Below are 17,703 nucleotides of genomic sequence, written 5' to 3' on the forward strand. Positions count from 1 at the left end.
GACGCGCCTTTTTTTTGTTCCCTCAAAACTGTCAAAATATAGTTATTATAATTTATTACTATATTTGCACACTTTAATCCATATCCTATGAAATTACTTTTACTATGCCTGCCATTGTGCATAAGTCTGACTGTGTTTGGACAAACCACCAAAACCACCGTAGACTCTATTGAATTACGCTACCAGCAATGCCTTAGCCAGGGCGGCAGCTCTTACAACTGTGCATTAGCCTATTACCAGGAAATGGAAAGCCTTCTAGCCACTGTATACAATGAAGTCTATCATAACCTGGACAATCCCCGGCGCGAAACCTTAGAACTCTCTCAGGCTCAATGGGCTGAAAAGAAAGAGGCCTACTTTAAAGACATCGAAATCCGTGCGGAAAAGAAAAGACCATTGACGCTCGCTGGTCTGGATGACGATATGATCCTTACCGACAATAAAGCTGCTTACCTGAAACATAGAGTAATAGAACTGCTCAGAAGTATGCACTCTTAATTAATGATGTGTGGCCCGGCGCTTAATCATGCCCCCCTTAGTATCATTAATGTTGTGCTGCACTATAAACGCTTTTTCATCTATTTTCTCTATTTCGTCAATGATTTTGTGCACTTCCAGGCGGGTCACCACGGTGTAGATAATATCAATATCCTTATCCACCGCACCCCGCTTACCATAACCGCTTTGTCCCTTGAATACGGTCACCCCTTTTTTCAGGGACAAAGTCAATGTTTTGCGTACCAGTTCACTTTCGTTGGAAATAATCGTAAGCGCTATGTATTCTTCAAAACCGGAGATTACGTAATCTACTGTCTTTGAAGCGGCCAGGTAAGTCAGAATCGCATACAGAGCCGTTTCAATATTGATGAGGATCGCCGCTACACTAAAGATGACCAGGTTGAAGTACATAATCACTTCACCCATGGACAATACAGTCTTACGGTTGATGTAAAGTGCCAATACTTCTGTACCATCCAGTACTGCACCACCTCGTACCGACAATCCTATACCGGCACCTAAAAAGAAACCACCGAAAATGGCAATCAGGAGGCGATCGCTGGTAATGGTAGGCACCTTAATAAATACCAGGGCACAGGCGAGTCCCACAATAGCACACATGGCCTTGATGGTAAACTCAACTGAAAGCTGTTTGTAAGCTAATAGGATAAAAGGGATGTTGATAATGACCAGGAGTACAGAAATATTCCATCCGGTCAGCCTGTTGATCAGCAGGGAGATCCCTGTCACGCCGCCATCGAGAAACTCATTGGGCATCAGGAACCCTTTCAGGCCAATAGCTGCCAGCAGCACGCCAATGGTGATCAGGATAATATCCTGCAAGTTCTGGATCAGATTAATACGGGCGCGGATTTCCTTAGTGTTCGGCATGATAGGTACTATTTAATGTCTATTATATCTTTTGCCGTTCGTGGTGTGTTACATCCGCTCCTGGTGGCGCAACCATCTTTCCGGGATCTCATTATTGCTCGCCATCAGGTAATCGTTATAGGCACAGGGTAAGAATTCCTTCCCAGGCATCTGCATCCACCAGCGCCCGGTCTTTTTACTTTTCAGAAACACGGTTTCGATATCCCCACATACAATGTTAAACTCCCAGAATGCTTCGCGATCCTGCAGCAGGGCCTCTTTATTCCTGATGGCTACACCATCCATAAAGTACCACATCATCTGAGATATCTGTTTGGCAGTCAGATGGTTTTTGTCCTTTTCAGGCCGGTAACCATAAATACCGAAGGAGCTCAGACGAGCGCTCATGCCGGCATAGCGGGAGAGCATACAGGCCTCATCCCCAGCGAGTCCGTTAGGGGAGAGGGTATTTGCCGGAGCATCTGAATTTCTGATAATATTGATATCAAGGCTCAGCATATCTGTGTTCCGCAATACCGGTTCCATCTCATCCATGTTTTCTCTCACCTTACCCAGGCGATAGCAATCGAAGCGGAGTTTATCCAGTGTTTCCAGCATCCGGGGATGCACAAAGAAGCTCTGGAAGCCCAGGTGATTGTAATGGCGGATGTAGTTCGGCTGTTCGGTGAACATTTCCATCAGGAAACTGTCCGCAGGGATCGTTGATTCTTCTTTAAGGTCTATCAACGCATCGGCCACTGTAGCTTCTATCACATACTTCTGCGTTGCATAAGCCTTGTATTGTGCATAGGTCAGGTCATGGGAACCGCCTAGAATAATCACTGTTTTGCTGGAGTTAATCAGTTCTGACAGGATCGTTTTCAGACCTGCATAGGTATCCGTGAGAGCGATACCGGGGCGCAGGTTACCAACATCCGCAATCTTTACCTCCTTATGCCAGTAGTAAAGACTAAAAAACTCGCGGCGAACAGCATCTGCTGCGTCCGGGCCTTTCCTGCCGGGGCCATATCCACGCTCTTCAGAAGCACCTATTAAAATGATGTCAGCTGCATCCAGATCAGGAATGTTTCCTTCTTCATAGCAATCACAGATAGCACCAATCTGGTATCCGTCATATTCCTGTTCATTATTCAGGTCTGCTTTTGAGATTGGAATCAGGTAATCGTGAAGTAGCGCGAAGTCTGCCATCAATAGTAATTTAGTTGCTCGCAAACCTACGAATCAATTGTGAATTAAGGATCAACGTGAATAAAGATAGTAATCGGATCTGCTACTGATAGCCGTAGCAAGGCCTGACTGATGATATCAGGGGGTATAGTGACGACCTGCCTGCCACTACAATTGAACCGTTTGTTAATTAGTTCTTATGTATGATGAATTCAAAAGGTTTGACTTCTTTTCTTGATAATGCCTTTTGGAGTACTGTACGCTTGCTGCTGACCTTGTTTTTATTACAATCTGCAACTTCCATAACATTACACAGATAGTCCATTGTTTCTACCATGGATAGCATCTCGTTGATTTGTCTTACTGCATTTTGAATTTGCTGTTCGCTGTACCTGTCTTCATGCAGTACAAACAATAAATCCCTTTCAACCTGTTTCATTAGAATAAATTGATTGTTCCCCTAAATGTTGTTTAAAGGCGTTTTCAATAGGTGTAAGTGATTTGGTGTGCTTAACAACTGGATGTACAAGGTCTTTAAATTGCGCGGGAACGATCCGGCTATTTTCAATAAAGATCAGTGCATGCGTTTCTTATTCATAGTAGGACAACCGCAATCGTTTTTCTTAAAAACTTTACAGCTCTGTCCGATAATACTAATGCTGGCGCAAAGAAGAAAGATAGTCAGCCATTTATTTGATTTCATACTCTATGTTGTTTCCTCAAAAATATTATAGATGCCAGTCTGTACGAGAGTTTACCTTTTCTTAACAGTGCGCATTTCTAAATTAAGCTAATTTCGTAAAAATTTCAAATATTTGCCTACAAAATCTGCGCGTAAAACAGTTCTGGTAGTCCCTCTGGACTGGGGATTAGGTCATGCAACCAGGGATATCCCTATCATTCACGAATTATTAAACGCAGGCTGTAATGTAGTTATTGCCGCCGAAGGAAAACATGCTGCGTTGTTAAGTCAGGAATTCCCACAGCTGACCATCCTGCCACTTCCCGGATACCGTATCCAGTATGCTCAAAAGGGCTGGTTTTTTGGACCGAAAATCATCCAGCAGATCCCCCAGATCATCAAGTCCATTAAGTATGAGCAACAATGGCTGCAACAGGTAGTGAAAGAACATCAAATTGATGCTGTTATTTCCGACAACCGCTTCGGCCTCTACCATCGCGACATCCCTACCGTTATTATCTCTCACCAGTTGTTGATCAAGACTCCATTTGGTGGAATCATTGAAACCCTTCTGCAAAAGATCAATTACAGCTACATCCGTAAATATGGTGCCTGCTGGATACCGGACTATGCCGGTTCCAACAACCTTTCCGGTGTCTTGGGCCATCCCAAAACACTACCTCCGAATACAAAATACCTTGGGTGTCTTAGCCGTTTTGAAAACAAGCCAGATGTACCTAAAAAATACGACCTGCTGGTACTCATTTCCGGACCGGAACCTCAGCGTTCCAACCTGGAAAAAATGGTACTCGACCAGGTAGCGGCGCTGCCCATCAGTGCACTGATCGTAAGTGGTAAACCAGGTACTCCTGAAACCAGACAGGTCACTGATCGTATTCAACAGGTTAACCACCTGAATGCAAAAGAACTGAATGAAGCGATGCTTGGTGCTGATATGGTATTAAGCCGTTCCGGTTATACGACACTCATGGACCTTGTAAAGCTGAATAAGAAAGCGATTTTAGTGCCTACACCCGGCCAGTCAGAGCAGGAATACCTGGGTAAGTTCCTGATGAAAAAAGGATTCTTCTTTAATGTGAATCAATCCGATTTCAGGTTGGGAAAAGCATTGGAAGATATCAAAACATTCCCGTTCAAGTCATTTGAACATGAAGAAGATATGGAACAATACAAACAAGTGGTAAGAGACTTTGCTACCTCCTTATAAAAAAACAGGGCGACCAGAGGTCGCCCTGTTTTTTCACTATTTTTTTGCCGCCGCTTCCAGGCCCTCCACATTCTTCTTATCATTTCCAATAAAAATCTCATTTCCCACTATACTCACCGGTCTCTTCAAAAAAGAATACTCCTGCAAAATCAGGTCACGATAATCTTTTTCCGTCAACTCCTTTTCATGCAATCCCATCGGACGATACTTTTGTGACCTCCTGCTAAACAACGCCTCATAACTGCCCGCCAGTTGATACATCTCCTCCAGCTGCGCTGGCGTAATCTTCTCCGTCTTTATATCCTGCAACACAAACCCTTTTTCTTTTGCCGATATAGCATCAATGATCTTCTTACAGGTATTACAGGTCGACAGATGGTATATTTTTTTCATGTTGCTTTTCTTTGATCGCAAAGATCCTAACTCAGGCGATAAATTTCACAATTCATAGTTATTTTTGGCAGATGCAAAAGAAACTTTTTTTACTGGATGCCATGGCTCTCATATATCGCGCATACTATGGCCTGATCCGGAACCCTCGCCTCACCAGCGCTGGTCGTAATACCAATGCCCAGTTTGGCTTTACCTCCACACTGATAGACCTGATCAAAAAAGAAAACCCCACACACATGGCAGTGGCATTCGATACACATGCCCCTACCGAAAGACATACCACCTTTGTTGATTACAAAGCGAATCGTGAAGATGCACCTGAAGACCTGCTTGACGCTATTCCGGATATCAAACGTATCATCACCGGTTTCAATATTCCCTGCATAGAATTGGATGGATATGAAGCCGATGACGTGATTGGCACCCTTGCCTGGCAGGCAGCAGCAGCAGGTTACACCGTATACATGGTGACTCCCGATAAAGACTATGGCCAGCTTGTAAAAGAAAATGTATTCATCTATAAACCTCCTTACATGGGCAGCAAAGAAGAAATTCTCGGCCCTAAGGAAGTATGTGAAAAATGGCAGATTAAAGATGTACACCAGGTAATTGACATCCTGGGACTTATGGGCGATGCTGTCGACAACATTCCTGGTATTCCGGGAGTAGGAGAGAAGACCGCCATGAAACTTTTAGCCCAGTACGATTCCATCGAAAATGTGCTGGCCAATGCGGATAAGATTGGCGGTAAAATGGGAGAGAAGATCAAAGCCGGTGCCGATAGCGCCATCCTCTCGAAGCAACTCGCTACCATCATCACCGATGTACCTGTCACCTTCCACGAAGAGGACTTCTGCATCAGGGACCATAACAAAGATGCCCTTTCAGAAGTATTCATCGAACTGGAATTCAAAACCCTGGGTAAACGTATCCTGGGCGACACCTTTGGTTCCGGCGCTGAGGCCGTTGCCACCGGCAAAGTACAGCTGGACCTCTTTGGCAACGCAACCAGTGCCACTGTTGTCGTTACTCCCGAAGATAATCCTGAGCAAACGGTGAGCATTCTCGTAGCAGAAAAGAATATCAACAATACTCCACATACCTATCACCTTGCAGACACGCCTGAAAAAAGAGCGGAACTGCTGGCCACCCTGTTAAGCAAACAGGAAATCTGCTTCGATACGGAAACGACCGGTACCGATGCAAATGCCGTAGACCTGGTAGGTATGAGCTTTGCATTTGCAGCCGGCGAAGCCTGGTACGTACCTGTTCCCGCTGATAAGGCAGGTGCACAGGCGATTGTAGACGAATTCCGCCCGCTTTTTGAAGCCACCCACATAGTATTCATTGGCCAGAACCTGAAATATGATATGCTGGTGCTCAAGTGGTATGGTGTAGATATCAAAGCACCTGTATTTGACACGATGCTGGCCCACTACCTCATAGAGCCGGAAGGCCGTCGTAGTATGGACCTGCTCAGCGCACAGTACCTCCAGTACGAACCGGTTTCCATTGAAACCCTTATTGGCAAAAAAGGGAAGAACCAGGGCAACATGCGCGATGTGGAGATCGAAAAGATCAAGGACTATGCGGCAGAAGATGCCGACATCACCCTGCAGCTGAAAGAAAAGTTCGCCCCACTGCTGCCGGCTAAAAATGTAGAAAAGGTATTCTATGAAGTGGAAAACCCGCTCGTAAAGGTCCTCACCGATATGGAGTACGAAGGTATCGCTATCGATACACAGGCCCTGGCCGATTACTCCGCCGAACTGGATACTGAAATCAGAAGAGCAGAAGAAAGTGTATACACACAGGCAGGAGTGCGTTTCAATCTCGCCTCTCCCAAACAACTGGGCGAAGTGCTCTTCGAAAAACTGGCACTCGATCCTAAAGCGAAAAAGACCCGTACCGGTCAATATGCTACAGGTGAAGATGTACTGGCAAAACTGGCCAGCAAGCACCAGATCGTAGACGACATCTTAGTATTCCGCGAGCTGAGCAAGCTGAAATCTACCTATGTAGATGCACTGCCAACTATGCTCAACAAACGTACAAACAGGGTACATACCTCCTATAACCAGGCAGTAGCTGTAACCGGCCGTTTGAGCAGCACCAACCCGAACCTGCAAAACATTCCGATCAGAACGGACAGGGGCAGGGAAATCCGTAAAGCATTCGTACCCCGCAGTGAAGAGTATACCCTGCTCTCTGCTGATTACTCCCAGATAGAACTGCGCATTATTGCCGCCATCAGTGAAGATCAGGCCATGATAGACGCATTTCGCCAGGGTATAGACATTCATGCCGCTACAGCCGCTAAGGTTTACGGTATACCACTGGAAGAAGTAAGCTCCGATATGCGCCGCAATGCCAAAAGCGTGAACTTCGGGATCATCTACGGTGTAAGCGCCTTCGGTCTTTCCGAAAACCTGGGCATTGCCCGCAGCGAAGCCAAAATGCTGATCGATAACTACTTTGCCCAGTATCAGGCTATCAAAAACTACATGGATAAGCAAATCCGGTTTGCACAGCAGAATGGTTATGTAGAAACCCTGCTGGGACGTAAGCGCTGGCTGAAAGACATCAACAGCTCCAACGCTGTGGTAAGAGGCTATGCTGAGCGAAATGCCATTAATATGCCGATTCAGGGTACCGCTGCGGATATGATCAAGCTCGCAATGATCGCTATCCACAAAACTTTGAAAGCGGAAAACCTACGCTCAAAAATGATCCTGCAGGTACATGATGAATTGGTGTTTGATGTCCATAAGGATGAAATTGAAATAATTAAGCCGATTATTCTCGAAGGAATGCGCAATGCACTGCCGCTTGCCGTGCCGGTAGAAGCTGAAATAGGCCTCGGCCGAAACTGGCTGGAAGCCCACTAATTACTAACAAAGTGTTAAATCTATACACAATAAGGCCGGACAATGATCTGTTGTCCGGCCTTTGTTCCTCCTGGAAACTATAGGAAAATCCACTGCATCCCATCTGCACTGAGTACTTACACCCCTCTTGTGTTTTCCAAATTCGTTTACTAGCTTTCGCCCATGATCCTGACCTCAAGGTTGCAAATATTGCCTTGTACCCTGCAGTACTTCGAAGCATTACTACAAGGAAAAGAAGCGTTGGGCCATTTGTTGGATATTGATATACCTCTATTCTGGACCGAGTTCCCTGAAATAATACTGGTAGCGTACGACAAATTGCGCAATGACCCTTCTATGCTTGGCTGGTTTCTTTACCTGGTAATTCACCAGGAAGACAAACGCCTGATTGGTGCCGGTGGCTTTAAAGGCCGCCCGGACAATGACGGCGTGGTCGAAATAGGCTATGAAATTAACACCGCCTACCGCGAGATGGGCTATGGTACCGAGCTCACTCAGGCCCTGATCCGGTTCGCCTTTGGACACTCCTATGTGACCCGGGTGATAGCTCATACTGAAGAGGAATATACCGCTTCTGTAAAAGTGCTCCAGAAATCAGGAATGTCCTTTGCCGGCGAAAACCCCGACACACAATTATGGCGCTGGGAAATATCCCGTGCGCAATATGAACTCCCCCAGGATTAGCAACCGCTTACCTTAACTTTCTTTCTGAGTATAAAAGGATTGGTTTACATTTGAAACCTCGTTTTCAAATCAAAACACCAAACCAAAATGAAGAAATGGATCTTATGCCTGGCCGTGTGTTATTCTACCACGACTGCCATGGCGCAAACCACCAACAAAGAAGGCAGCAAATACCAGTTTACCGTAATCAAAAACTTAGATGCAGGTGATGTGGAAAACCAGGGCCGTACCGGCACCTGCTGGTCTTTCTCTGGTCTGTCCTTTTTCCAGGCCGAGGCGCTGCGCAATGGTAAAGGCAAGGGTGCGAACCTGAGCGAAATGTTCGTGGTAAGAAGAATGTACCCCCTCAAGGCGGTAAACTACGTGCGCATGCACGGTAAGGCCAACTTCGGTGAAGGTGGTGGATTCCCTGACGATCTGCTCTGCCTCCGTGAATATGGTCTGGTACCTCAGGCTGTATACGATGGCAATCGCGATAAAGTATATAACCATGCTGAAATGGTGTCTGTACTGGAAGGCCTGACCAACAAAATCGGTGCTGCTGAAGGTACCATCAATCCTAACTGGAAGAAAGCCGTTGATGGCGTGCTGAATTCCTACATTGGCGATGCTCCTGAAAAATTCGAATACCAGGGTAAATCCTACACGCCACAGTCTTATGCAAAAGAACTGGGTCTGAATGCAGACGATTATGTACTTGTGTCTTCTTTCACTCATCATCCTTACTATGAGCAGTTCGTGCTGGAAGTACCGGACAACTGGAACTGGGAAAGAGTATACAATGTACCCCTGAACGACTTCACTGCCATCGCAGAAAACGCTATCCAGAATGGTTATACCATCGCATGGGCTGCAGACGTAAGTGAGAAAGGGTTCAACTTCTTCGAAGGCCTGGCGGTAGTACCAGAAACTGAATTCAGCGACATGAGCGCTGAAGAAAAGAAGAAAGTATTCGAAGAACCTGTAAAGGAAAAAACTATCACACCTGAACTGCGCCAGAAAGCTTTCGATAATTTCGAAACACAGGATGACCATGGTATGCACATCGTAGGTATGGCGAAAGACCAGAATGGTAAAGTATACTTCCGTGTGAAAAACTCATGGGGTACTACCAATCCGGGTAGCGGATATTTCTATGCTTCTGAACCTTACTTCGCTTATAAGACTACCTGCATCATGCTGAACAAAAAAGCACTGCCTGCAGACGTAGCTAAGAAGCTGGGCATCAAACAATAGTGTTCTTTATCTCAATAAAAAGGGGCTTTTTCCAATGGAAAAAGCCCCTTTTTATTATTTGCTCAAAGCAAGTAATTTATTTGCTTTCATCAACTACTTTCCTGTATTTCCGCCTGGGAAAAGGCCTTTCGGCCAACAGGATAAAGTTTGGTTATCATTTACCTTCAATGCGTTGTGCCTCCTGGTAGGTTCCCAACCGGAACTTCAAGGGCACCTTTGTACGCTGTTCAAAGTTCCATTCCTTTTTACAGAAATATCCGAAGCACTGATCATAATAAGTACGGGGAGTCAGGGGAGGAGTCACTTTTGGCGTAAAAGTAGCTACTGGCGCTGGCTTCACAAAAGTAATTGACGAAGTCATCTTTTTTTGAAGCGGATATAAGGGCGCTACGGAGAGCTTATTTTGCCCTTTTACGACACTGAATCCTAAAAATAGCAGTAACAAAACACTCCCTATTTTCATATTTAAAAGTTTAAACAATCTCTTCAAAACTGCCCAGACCTTCCCTGATCAGTTCAGGTTCAGAACCGGTACAATCGATCACTGTAGAAAACTCCATACCTCCAGGACCTCCATCCACTACAATATCCACAATGTTCTCAAACTTTTCATGAATGATTTCCGGATCAGTATATTCTTCTACGTAAGCTTCAATCGGCAACGACGTACTGAGGATAGGATTTCCTAATTCCCTCACAATTGCCCTGCTGATATTATTATCGGGAACGCGTATACCAACCGTATCTTTCTTTTGTTTCAGCATTCTGGGCACTTGCCTGCTGGCGGGCAGAATGAATGTATACGGCCCCGGCAATGCCTTCTTCAGCATCCTGAAGGTAGGTGTATCTACACTTCTTGCATAGTCAGACAAATGACTGAGATCGTAACATATAAATGAAAACTGGGCCTTGGCAGGATTAATATGCTTGATGCGGCAAATGCGTTCTATAGCTTTGTGCTGTGAAATATCACAGCCCATGCCGTAAACCGTATCGGTCGGATAGATAATCACGCCTCCATCTTTCAGACATTCCACGATCGTCTTCAAATGACGGGGATTCGGGTTGTCCGGGTGTAAAGTCAAAAGCATACTGTAAATTTACGATTATACCTCCAATTACCAGACCAGCAGAAAAAAAGGTAATAACTCATTTTTTGTAGCCGGCATGCGGCCAGCTACAGAAAAAGCCTGCCTTAGTTAACATCGACATTAAATAATCTTACTATCTTTCCGCCCGATTTCCAAAATCATCTTGTGGATGAAGTTGAAAGGAATTGTTCCGAGAACATGGCGATACTTGAAAAAGATTCTCCTGGGCTTATTTATTGCACACTTTGTTTACCTCATTGCTTTAAAATGGGTCAATCCCCCTATTACCGTCACAATGATCTCCAGCTGGATCGGTACATGGGGTACTGATACTAAGTTTCATAAAACATGGGTAGACTACTCAGAGATCTCTGAATTTACCAAACTGGCTGTACTGTCCAGCGAGGACCAGCTATTTCCTGATCACAACGGCTTTGACTTTAAGTCCATCGAAAAAGCCATGAAGCATAACCAAAAGAGTAAAAAGATTCGTGGGGCAAGTACTATCAGCCAACAGGTAGCCAAGAACGTATTCCTGTGGCAGGGGAGAAGCTGGTTCAGAAAAGGGCTGGAAGTGTACTTTACATTCATGATCGAAAAACTCTGGGGCAAAGAGCGCATCCTGGAAGTCTACCTCAACGTAGCCCAGACCGGCGATGCTGTGTTCGGAGTAGAAGCTGCAGCCCAGCTGTTTTACCATAAACCGGCTGCAAACCTCAACAGGGAACAATCTGCCATGATCGCAGCCAGCCTGCCTAACCCTGTCAAATATACGATCGTGCCACCGGCAAGGCCAACACTCTACAGGCAAAAGAAAATATTGGTGCAAATGCGCTTACTGGCCGGAGACCCCGATATCTCAGAGCTGATTAGCTCCAAGTAGCTGGTCGACCGCCTTTACAGCTGTAGCCTCTCTTTCTTCAAATGAACCACGGACTTCCACCCATGGCACGCCTGAAGATTGTACGATCTCTTTATACACGTTGTAAAAGTATTCCCGCATAGCAGGGTCAGGATGTTCCCGCTGCGGATCTTCTTCCCATGGAATATCTATATACGTGAGCAGGTAAAGGTCATATCTTTTTTCTGCAATAGCGGCTACAATCCAGGGATCACATTCACCATACTTATGCTCACTCCATACCCTGATCACATGCAGATCTGTATCGCATACCAGCAGTCTGCTTGCCAGTTTCGCCCTCTCAGCCTCCAGTTCCAATTGTCCCTTAGCAATAGCCAACAAATCTGATTGCTCATAAGGACGAGGCAGATCTTCTATATACTGACGGGCATACTCAGGCACCCACATCGTTTCATAATGCGATGCCAGGAACTCACTCAAGGTACTTTTGCCCGTACTCTCCGGACCAATAACCACTACTTTGAATAACTCTTCCATATCTTCTTCCAGCTGAAATAACCCATCACCGCTACTATAAACAGGAAGATGGTCAGCACCGCTGTCGCGACTAGTTTTTTATGAAATAATAATGGGATGGCGACCAGGTTGGATATATTCAGTACCACCCAGTTTTCAATCTTCCGCTTGGCCAGCAACCACATACCAGCACAGGCAGTTGCAGATACAAATGCATCTACCAGCGGTACATCCGAATTGGAGAAATGACTCAGCAGGTAGTAAAATACCGCCCAGCCTATCAATGCTATGGCCACCGTCACAATCCATTCCGTTCTGGATGCCCAGGCAATCGGTACTTCGGGTTCTGAAGGCTTCTTCTTCGCCCAGTGGTACCAGCCATAAATACTCATGATGAAATAATAAGCATTCAGCGTTGCCTCTGCATACAGCTTAAACTGTTCCCTGGATAACAGGTATACATATATGCCCGTGCTGATCAGCCCTGTAGGATAAAGCCAGATGCTGTTCTGTTTACTACATACCACGCTGATAGCGCCAAAGATTGCTGCCAGGATTTCCAGCCAGCTCATGGCCTTCACTCCTTCTATCAGCGCCTGGTAAAATACATCCACATTCATGCCGCAAAGATAAGTGTAGCAAGTCCCTAAAAAAATCGCTCATGCAGTTGGCATAAGCGATTCTCAATAAGTTATTTTTTCTCTCCCATCAGTACCCCCGACACATTCCAGGCACTGAAGGCCGTACCTTCTCTCTTACCTAATGGAATGGCAACTTTAAATTCATGTACCCCCGGTGCCAGATCTGGCAGTGGGATATATACTGCCGGTGTCAGACTACCTGGACACCAGTTACTTCTGCTAAGGTCGGAAGATGACAGGCCGTTTGAGAAATTGCCTGATGATGGGTTGAGCAGACGGTAAGTACCGCAATCCGTTCTCCAGGGTACAAAATGATATACACGCTTGCCATCTACAAAGATCTCATTCAGCTTAGGTACAAATTCATCGCCATTGCCCCAGCCACCATGACCGGTGGTGATATAACGCAGCTGTAAGTGGGTCACGCCTTCCGGAATATTCACTTTCACAGTCAAAGAATCATGATCGAACATAGTACCATATTCCTGTCCAGCCATTTCCATCAGGTTCGTGGTATTGAAGATCGGGTGTAAATAACCTGGTGCCTGTAAGCCCTCATCTTCATCCCCCTTAAAGTATTTGAGGCGGAGACTTACGATGTGTCCGCCCTTATCATAATTTCCAATGAATACACCAATCCATACATCACCTTCCATTCCCGGTTGCAGTTCTGTGATCTCCTGACGGAACACTGCAGAATCTGCCCAGTTGTAACCGGCAATCTGGCTTCTTTCATTATAATGATGTATACCGAAAGGCGTGAAGAAGCGCAGGAGCTCCATAGCAGGCAGGTAATCGTCTGTAGCAACTACACCCTGGTATTTCTCTTTATAAACAGGTAAATCTTTTACACCATTCTGCAAACCATTCAGGAAAGAGCGTTGCTTATCCACAGGAATCATAAATACAGAGCCCGTCCGGTCATAAGCATCTCCGTTGGAGTACTGGGCCAGTTCTGCAAACAGCTGGCGGCCTGTTTCGTATTTAGGCAATTTTATCTTTTTCAGGATTACGGTTCCACCGGCGTAATGATAGGTCACATCGCTCTGGTTGGCAGCGGGATTGGGTTTATCATAACCAAAGGACACCTGCTCCTTGCTGAATACAGGAATAGTGGTATAACGGCTGTCGATCACTTCGCGCGTATAATTTGCCTGGTCTACCAATTTACCCATAGCAGCCGCATCCGGCCAATTGAGATCTTTAGGATTGATCTTACCTTTTTTCACCTCGGTAGCAACTGTCTCCAATTCTCCATTCCGCACAGTCTTTAACACAAGACCCAGGTCAGGAGTCGTACCAATAGCAGGTGTACCGTTTACATTCAGTGCATTGGTATACCATACTTCCACGGTATTAGACCGGATAATTACTTTCGCTTTTTTACAGAGATACCCTGCAATGGTAGCAGTATCTGGCAGCAGCTCCGGCTTTTCATAATCTGTTGTCTTTTTTTTGAAGGTCACATTCCTGTCGCTCAGGTGTAAAACCTGCATGGTTACTCCTTCTGTATAGTCAACGTATTGCTGTTCTTTTGCTCCCGGATCAGCATTTTTGATCACATGTACTTTTTTGCCATCAACAAATAGCGTGAGGGCACCATCTTTCATTTCTTCTCCATGATAACGGGTTTTGTAATGAACCGTCAGGGCATTCTGTGCATGTAGTTCTGTCGCAAACAACATGCTGGCTGCTATAAACAAGTATTTCATAAGTATGAGGCCTGATTTTGTAACGCTTGCAAGATAGCTGCAAAAAATAGAATTCGGGGCAGTATATTATTTTCATTTTCTCATTAAAAAATCACCCGAATCTCCAGAGCATACCTATAAAAAACAAAAAAGCACAGTCAAAAAGACTGTGCTCATTTTTAACACTATCATTCTCTCAACTATGGCTTATTCCGCTTCGGCTACCACTTCCTTCACTTCCGGGATCATACGCTTCATCATGCCTTCGATACCGGCTTTCAGTGTGATCATGGAAGATGGGCAACCTGAACATGAGCCTTGCAGCATCAGTTTCACAGTACCGTCTTCGTAGTCTTTGAACTGAATGGCACCGCCATCCATTTCAACTGCAGGCTTTACGTAGTTTTCAAGCAATTCTTTAATACGCTTTACCACATCAGTATCATCTGCACTTACTTCGTTTCCGGCAACCGGTTTGTCAACGATTTCATCTTCGTTCACCACCGGGCGGTTATCTTCCAGATACTCCTTCAGAAAAGCTTTTATAGTAGGGATAATATCATTCCAGTCAGTTTCAACAGTTTTTGTCAGCGTGATAAAGTTCGCCATAATAAACACACCTCTGATGAACGGGAAACTGAACAGTTCGGCCGCCAGGGGAGATGGTTTTGCACTTGCCTCATCCGGAAAGTCAATATGCTTACCTGGGTACAGGAGCTTGTTAGCAACAAACTTCATGGTTTCCGGATTCGGTGTCATTTCCGTATATATGCTGATGATGGGATTTCCTGTTTTAATCATAGTATTCTAAACTTTTGATGGGACAAAGGTAACTACTTTCGGTTAGAATCTGAGGGAATTCAGCCCTTTTAACTATTACATTTTTCAATAGGGATATAGACGAAACTATATTGATAAATGTCGAAGTCTCAATGGTCCAGAAATCTTTTTAAAAATATACATGACACATTATTCTATATATTAACTTTATGGGAAATAACGCCATCACTGAGTATGCCCACTGTCAAAACCTTGCATGCACGCAAAAGAATAGCACTGATCGCCCATGATCACAAGAAAGCTGAGCTCATAGAATGGGCCCTCTACAACAAAACCGTACTCTGCCGGCATGAATTATATGCTACCGGTACCACAGGCAAACTTATTGAAGAAAATCTCGATGTTCCTGTCAGAAAATTATTATCCGGCCCGCTCGGTGGCGACCAGCAAATAGGTTCTATGATCGCCGAAGGCAAAATTGATGTCGTGATTTTCTTCTGGGATCCAATGGAAGCTCTTCCACATGACCCCGATATCAAAGCCCTGCTCCGTCTTGGTGTAGTATGGAATATCCCTATGGCCAGCAATCGTACCTCTGCCGATTTCCTGCTTACATCTCCTCTCATGCACCAGGAATATGAAGTACGCTTACCTGACTATTCACAGTATCTCGGTAGAAAAGTTTAGCAAACATTTAGTCCTCTTCAGACCTTTTCTTTCAATTATCTGTCTTTCTTAGAAAGATCGGCACCGTTTGTGCTGCAAAGTACTCCTTACTAATCAGTTAGGTGTTTTCACACACCTCGCTGGCAAGTAACCGGGTTTCCTTATTTTCGCAATTTTTCAGGTCTTAACGTATTGTAGAATGGTGAAACACTTATTAGTGGCCGCTTTCCTCCTGGCAGGCTTTTTCAAACAGGTCCAGGCACAGCTGCCACCCAAACGGGAATTCAGAGCCGTATGGATAGCAACAGTTGAGAATATCGATTGGCCTTCCCGTAGAGGGTTACCTGTTGAACAACAGAAACAGGAATTTATCAACCTTCTCAATACACATCAGCGTAATGGCATGAATGCCGTGGTGGTACAAATCCGTCCGGTAGCGGATGCTTTTTATGCTTCGCCCTTTGAGCCCTGGTCCGAATACCTGACTGGTACACAGGGACAGGCTCCCAATCCATATTATGATCCTCTCCAGTTTATGATCGAAGAGACACATAAACGGGGAATGGAATTTCATGCCTGGTTCAATCCTTATCGTGCAGTATTCAATGCCAGCCGCAACAATGTCACGCCTAACCATATTTCCAGGATGCGCCCGCAGTGGTTCCTGAATTATGATAACAAGAAATACTTTGACCCTGGAATTCCAGAGGTCCGCGAGTATGTTACACAGATTATCCGCGACGTAGTACGTCGTTATGATATAGATGCCGTTCACTTTGATGATTATTTTTATCCCTACCGTGTTCCGGGTAAGGAATTTCCTGACTATGCCTCTTATCGCCAGTATGGACATGGAATGGAAAAAGATGACTGGCGCAGGTACAATGTAGATACCATCATCCACATGGTTAGCATTGCCATCAAGCAGGAGAAAGCATGGGTGAAATTTGGGATCAGCCCCTTCGGCATCTGGAGAAATAAGAACAAGGATCCGGAAGGATCTTATACCAATGGAGGCAATACCAATTATGATGACCTGTATGCTGATGTGCTAAAATGGCTGAAGAATGGCTGGATTGACTATGTAGCACCACAACTATATTGGGAAAGAGGTCACCGCATTGCAGACTATGAACTCCTGCTAAACTGGTGGGCACAGCATGCTTATGGCCGCCATTTGTACATTGGGCATGGGGTTTACCGCATCAATAGCAATGCCGCCTGGAATAATCCGAATGAATTGCCTGTACAGATTACCGAAGCCCGTACGCTTAATACAGTGCAGGGAAGTATCTTCTACAGCGCTAAATCTTTCAACGGAAACCCCAGGGGTATTGAGGATAGTCTGCGAAATCACTTCTATCATTATCCTGCTCTGCGTCCTATTATGCCATGGCTGAACTTTAAAGCCCCCGCATCCCCATATTTTGCTGATGCTTTTGAAAGGGCTAATGGATTACATATACATTGGGTAGATGGAGAAGAAGATAGTACCAGCCGTACGAAACAATATGTGTTATACCGCTTCGAGGGAAATGAGGTGATCAACCTGAATAATCCCGAAAAGATCCTGACCATCCTGCCACAGTCCTCAGATCCGCAGTATGTAGATGCTACTTATCAGAAAGGGAAAGGCTATACATATGTGCTGACATCTCTCGACAGGTTGCAGAATGAGAGTCTGGCCAGCGATCCGCTTTACATCAGAATAGTAGGAGGGAAAACGAAATTTTATTTCGATCCTGAACCATAAAAACAAAAGAGGCGCGGCTAATAGCCGCGCCTCTTT

18 protein-coding genes are annotated in these 17,703 nt (G+C 45.2%); 8 read left to right on the plus strand and 10 right to left on the minus strand.

The window, feature by feature from the left end; all coding sequences use genetic code 11:
- Positions 1–87 precede the first annotated feature (87 nt).
- Positions 88–498, plus strand: coding sequence for a lysozyme inhibitor LprI family protein (locus DXN04_RS09125; protein ID WP_116853030.1), 411 nt, complete (start codon positions 88–90; stop codon positions 496–498).
- On the opposite strand, the gene DXN04_RS09130 is transcribed toward DXN04_RS09125, so the two are convergent.
- From DXN04_RS09130 to DXN04_RS09140, 3 genes are all read right to left on the minus strand, one after another.
- Complete coding sequence (locus DXN04_RS09130) at positions 499–1,389, minus strand: YitT family protein (protein ID WP_116853031.1); 891 nt, start codon at positions 1,387–1,389, stop codon at positions 499–501.
- 48 nt (positions 1,390–1,437) lie between these two features.
- On the minus strand, positions 1,438–2,577 hold the full coding sequence (locus tag DXN04_RS09135) for a formimidoylglutamase (protein ID WP_116853032.1): 1,140 nt from the start codon (positions 2,575–2,577) through the stop codon (positions 1,438–1,440).
- Positions 2,578–2,746: 169 nt separating this feature from the next.
- Positions 2,747–2,995 carry a hypothetical protein gene (locus DXN04_RS09140; protein WP_116853033.1) on the minus strand — a complete coding sequence of 83 codons (249 nt, stop codon included), beginning with the start codon at positions 2,993–2,995 and terminating at the stop codon, positions 2,747–2,749.
- Between the two features lie 376 nt (positions 2,996–3,371).
- Between DXN04_RS09140 and DXN04_RS09145 the strand changes: the two genes are divergently transcribed.
- A complete protein-coding gene (locus DXN04_RS09145) occupies positions 3,372–4,466 on the plus strand; it encodes a glycosyltransferase (RefSeq protein WP_116853034.1) in 1,095 nt (364 codons plus the stop codon).
- A gap of 36 nt (positions 4,467–4,502) precedes the next feature.
- On the opposite strand, the gene DXN04_RS09150 is transcribed toward DXN04_RS09145, so the two are convergent.
- Positions 4,503–4,859, minus strand: a complete 357-nt coding sequence (locus DXN04_RS09150; RefSeq protein ID WP_116853035.1) for an arsenate reductase family protein — start codon at positions 4,857–4,859, stop codon at positions 4,503–4,505.
- Between the two features lie 71 nt (positions 4,860–4,930).
- Here DXN04_RS09150 and polA point away from each other — a divergent pair, with 71 nt between their 5' ends.
- The 3 genes from polA to DXN04_RS09165 all read left to right on the plus strand — a co-directional run bounded on the left by polA (position 4,931) and on the right by DXN04_RS09165 (position 9,667).
- Complete coding sequence (gene polA / locus DXN04_RS09155) at positions 4,931–7,747, plus strand: DNA polymerase I (RefSeq protein WP_116853036.1); 2,817 nt, start codon at positions 4,931–4,933, stop codon at positions 7,745–7,747.
- Between the two features lie 162 nt (positions 7,748–7,909).
- Positions 7,910–8,431, plus strand: a complete 522-nt coding sequence (locus DXN04_RS09160; RefSeq protein WP_116853037.1) for a GNAT family N-acetyltransferase — start codon at positions 7,910–7,912, stop codon at positions 8,429–8,431.
- A gap of 87 nt (positions 8,432–8,518) precedes the next feature.
- Positions 8,519–9,667, plus strand: coding sequence for a C1 family peptidase (locus tag DXN04_RS09165; RefSeq protein WP_116853038.1), 1,149 nt, complete (start codon positions 8,519–8,521; stop codon positions 9,665–9,667).
- Between the two features lie 154 nt (positions 9,668–9,821).
- Here DXN04_RS09165 and DXN04_RS34520 read toward each other — a convergent pair whose 3' ends face one another.
- Both DXN04_RS34520 and DXN04_RS09175 read right to left on the minus strand, forming a co-directional pair.
- A complete protein-coding gene (locus tag DXN04_RS34520) occupies positions 9,822–10,130 on the minus strand; it encodes a hypothetical protein (RefSeq protein WP_147319882.1) in 309 nt (102 codons plus the stop codon).
- Positions 10,131–10,140: 10 nt separating this feature from the next.
- Complete coding sequence (locus DXN04_RS09175) at positions 10,141–10,758, minus strand: L-threonylcarbamoyladenylate synthase (RefSeq protein WP_116853040.1); 618 nt, start codon at positions 10,756–10,758, stop codon at positions 10,141–10,143.
- A 208-nt stretch (positions 10,759–10,966) separates the two neighbouring features.
- Between DXN04_RS09175 and mtgA the strand changes: the two genes are divergently transcribed.
- Positions 10,967–11,641: a monofunctional biosynthetic peptidoglycan transglycosylase gene (gene mtgA, locus DXN04_RS09180; protein ID WP_233525548.1), complete on the plus strand. Its 675-nt coding sequence runs from the start codon at positions 10,967–10,969 to the stop codon at positions 11,639–11,641.
- On the opposite strand, the gene DXN04_RS09185 is transcribed toward mtgA, so the two are convergent.
- The 4 genes from DXN04_RS09185 to DXN04_RS09200 all read right to left on the minus strand — a co-directional run bounded on the left by DXN04_RS09185 (position 11,618) and on the right by DXN04_RS09200 (position 15,269).
- On the minus strand, positions 11,618–12,157 hold the full coding sequence (locus tag DXN04_RS09185) for an AAA family ATPase (RefSeq protein WP_116853042.1): 540 nt from the start codon (positions 12,155–12,157) through the stop codon (positions 11,618–11,620). The two genes, mtgA and DXN04_RS09185, sit on opposite strands and share 24 nt — an antisense overlap.
- The gene (gene pnuC / locus DXN04_RS09190) at positions 12,136–12,756 is read right to left on the minus strand and encodes a nicotinamide riboside transporter PnuC (protein WP_116853043.1); all 621 of its coding nucleotides are present in this window, start codon (positions 12,754–12,756) and stop codon (positions 12,136–12,138) included. Before pnuC ends, DXN04_RS09185 begins: the two co-directional genes overlap by 22 nt.
- A gap of 71 nt (positions 12,757–12,827) precedes the next feature.
- On the minus strand, positions 12,828–14,489 hold the full coding sequence (locus DXN04_RS09195; protein ID WP_233525549.1) for a PNGase F N-terminal domain-containing protein: 1,662 nt from the start codon (positions 14,487–14,489) through the stop codon (positions 12,828–12,830).
- Positions 14,490–14,675: 186 nt separating this feature from the next.
- Positions 14,676–15,269, minus strand: a complete 594-nt coding sequence (locus DXN04_RS09200; protein ID WP_116853044.1) for a NifU family protein — start codon at positions 15,267–15,269, stop codon at positions 14,676–14,678.
- Positions 15,270–15,482: 213 nt separating this feature from the next.
- Here DXN04_RS09200 and DXN04_RS09205 point away from each other — a divergent pair, with 213 nt between their 5' ends.
- Together DXN04_RS09205 and DXN04_RS09210 are read left to right on the plus strand one after the other, a co-directional pair.
- Complete coding sequence (locus DXN04_RS09205) at positions 15,483–15,935, plus strand: methylglyoxal synthase (RefSeq protein WP_072358941.1); 453 nt, start codon at positions 15,483–15,485, stop codon at positions 15,933–15,935.
- A 178-nt stretch (positions 15,936–16,113) separates the two neighbouring features.
- Complete coding sequence (locus DXN04_RS09210; RefSeq protein WP_116853045.1) at positions 16,114–17,667, plus strand: glycoside hydrolase family 10 protein; 1,554 nt, start codon at positions 16,114–16,116, stop codon at positions 17,665–17,667.
- Positions 17,668–17,703 lie beyond the last annotated feature (36 nt).

The organism is Chitinophaga silvisoli (genome assembly GCF_003412465.1).
Classification (GTDB): domain Bacteria; phylum Bacteroidota; class Bacteroidia; order Chitinophagales; family Chitinophagaceae; genus Chitinophaga; species Chitinophaga silvisoli.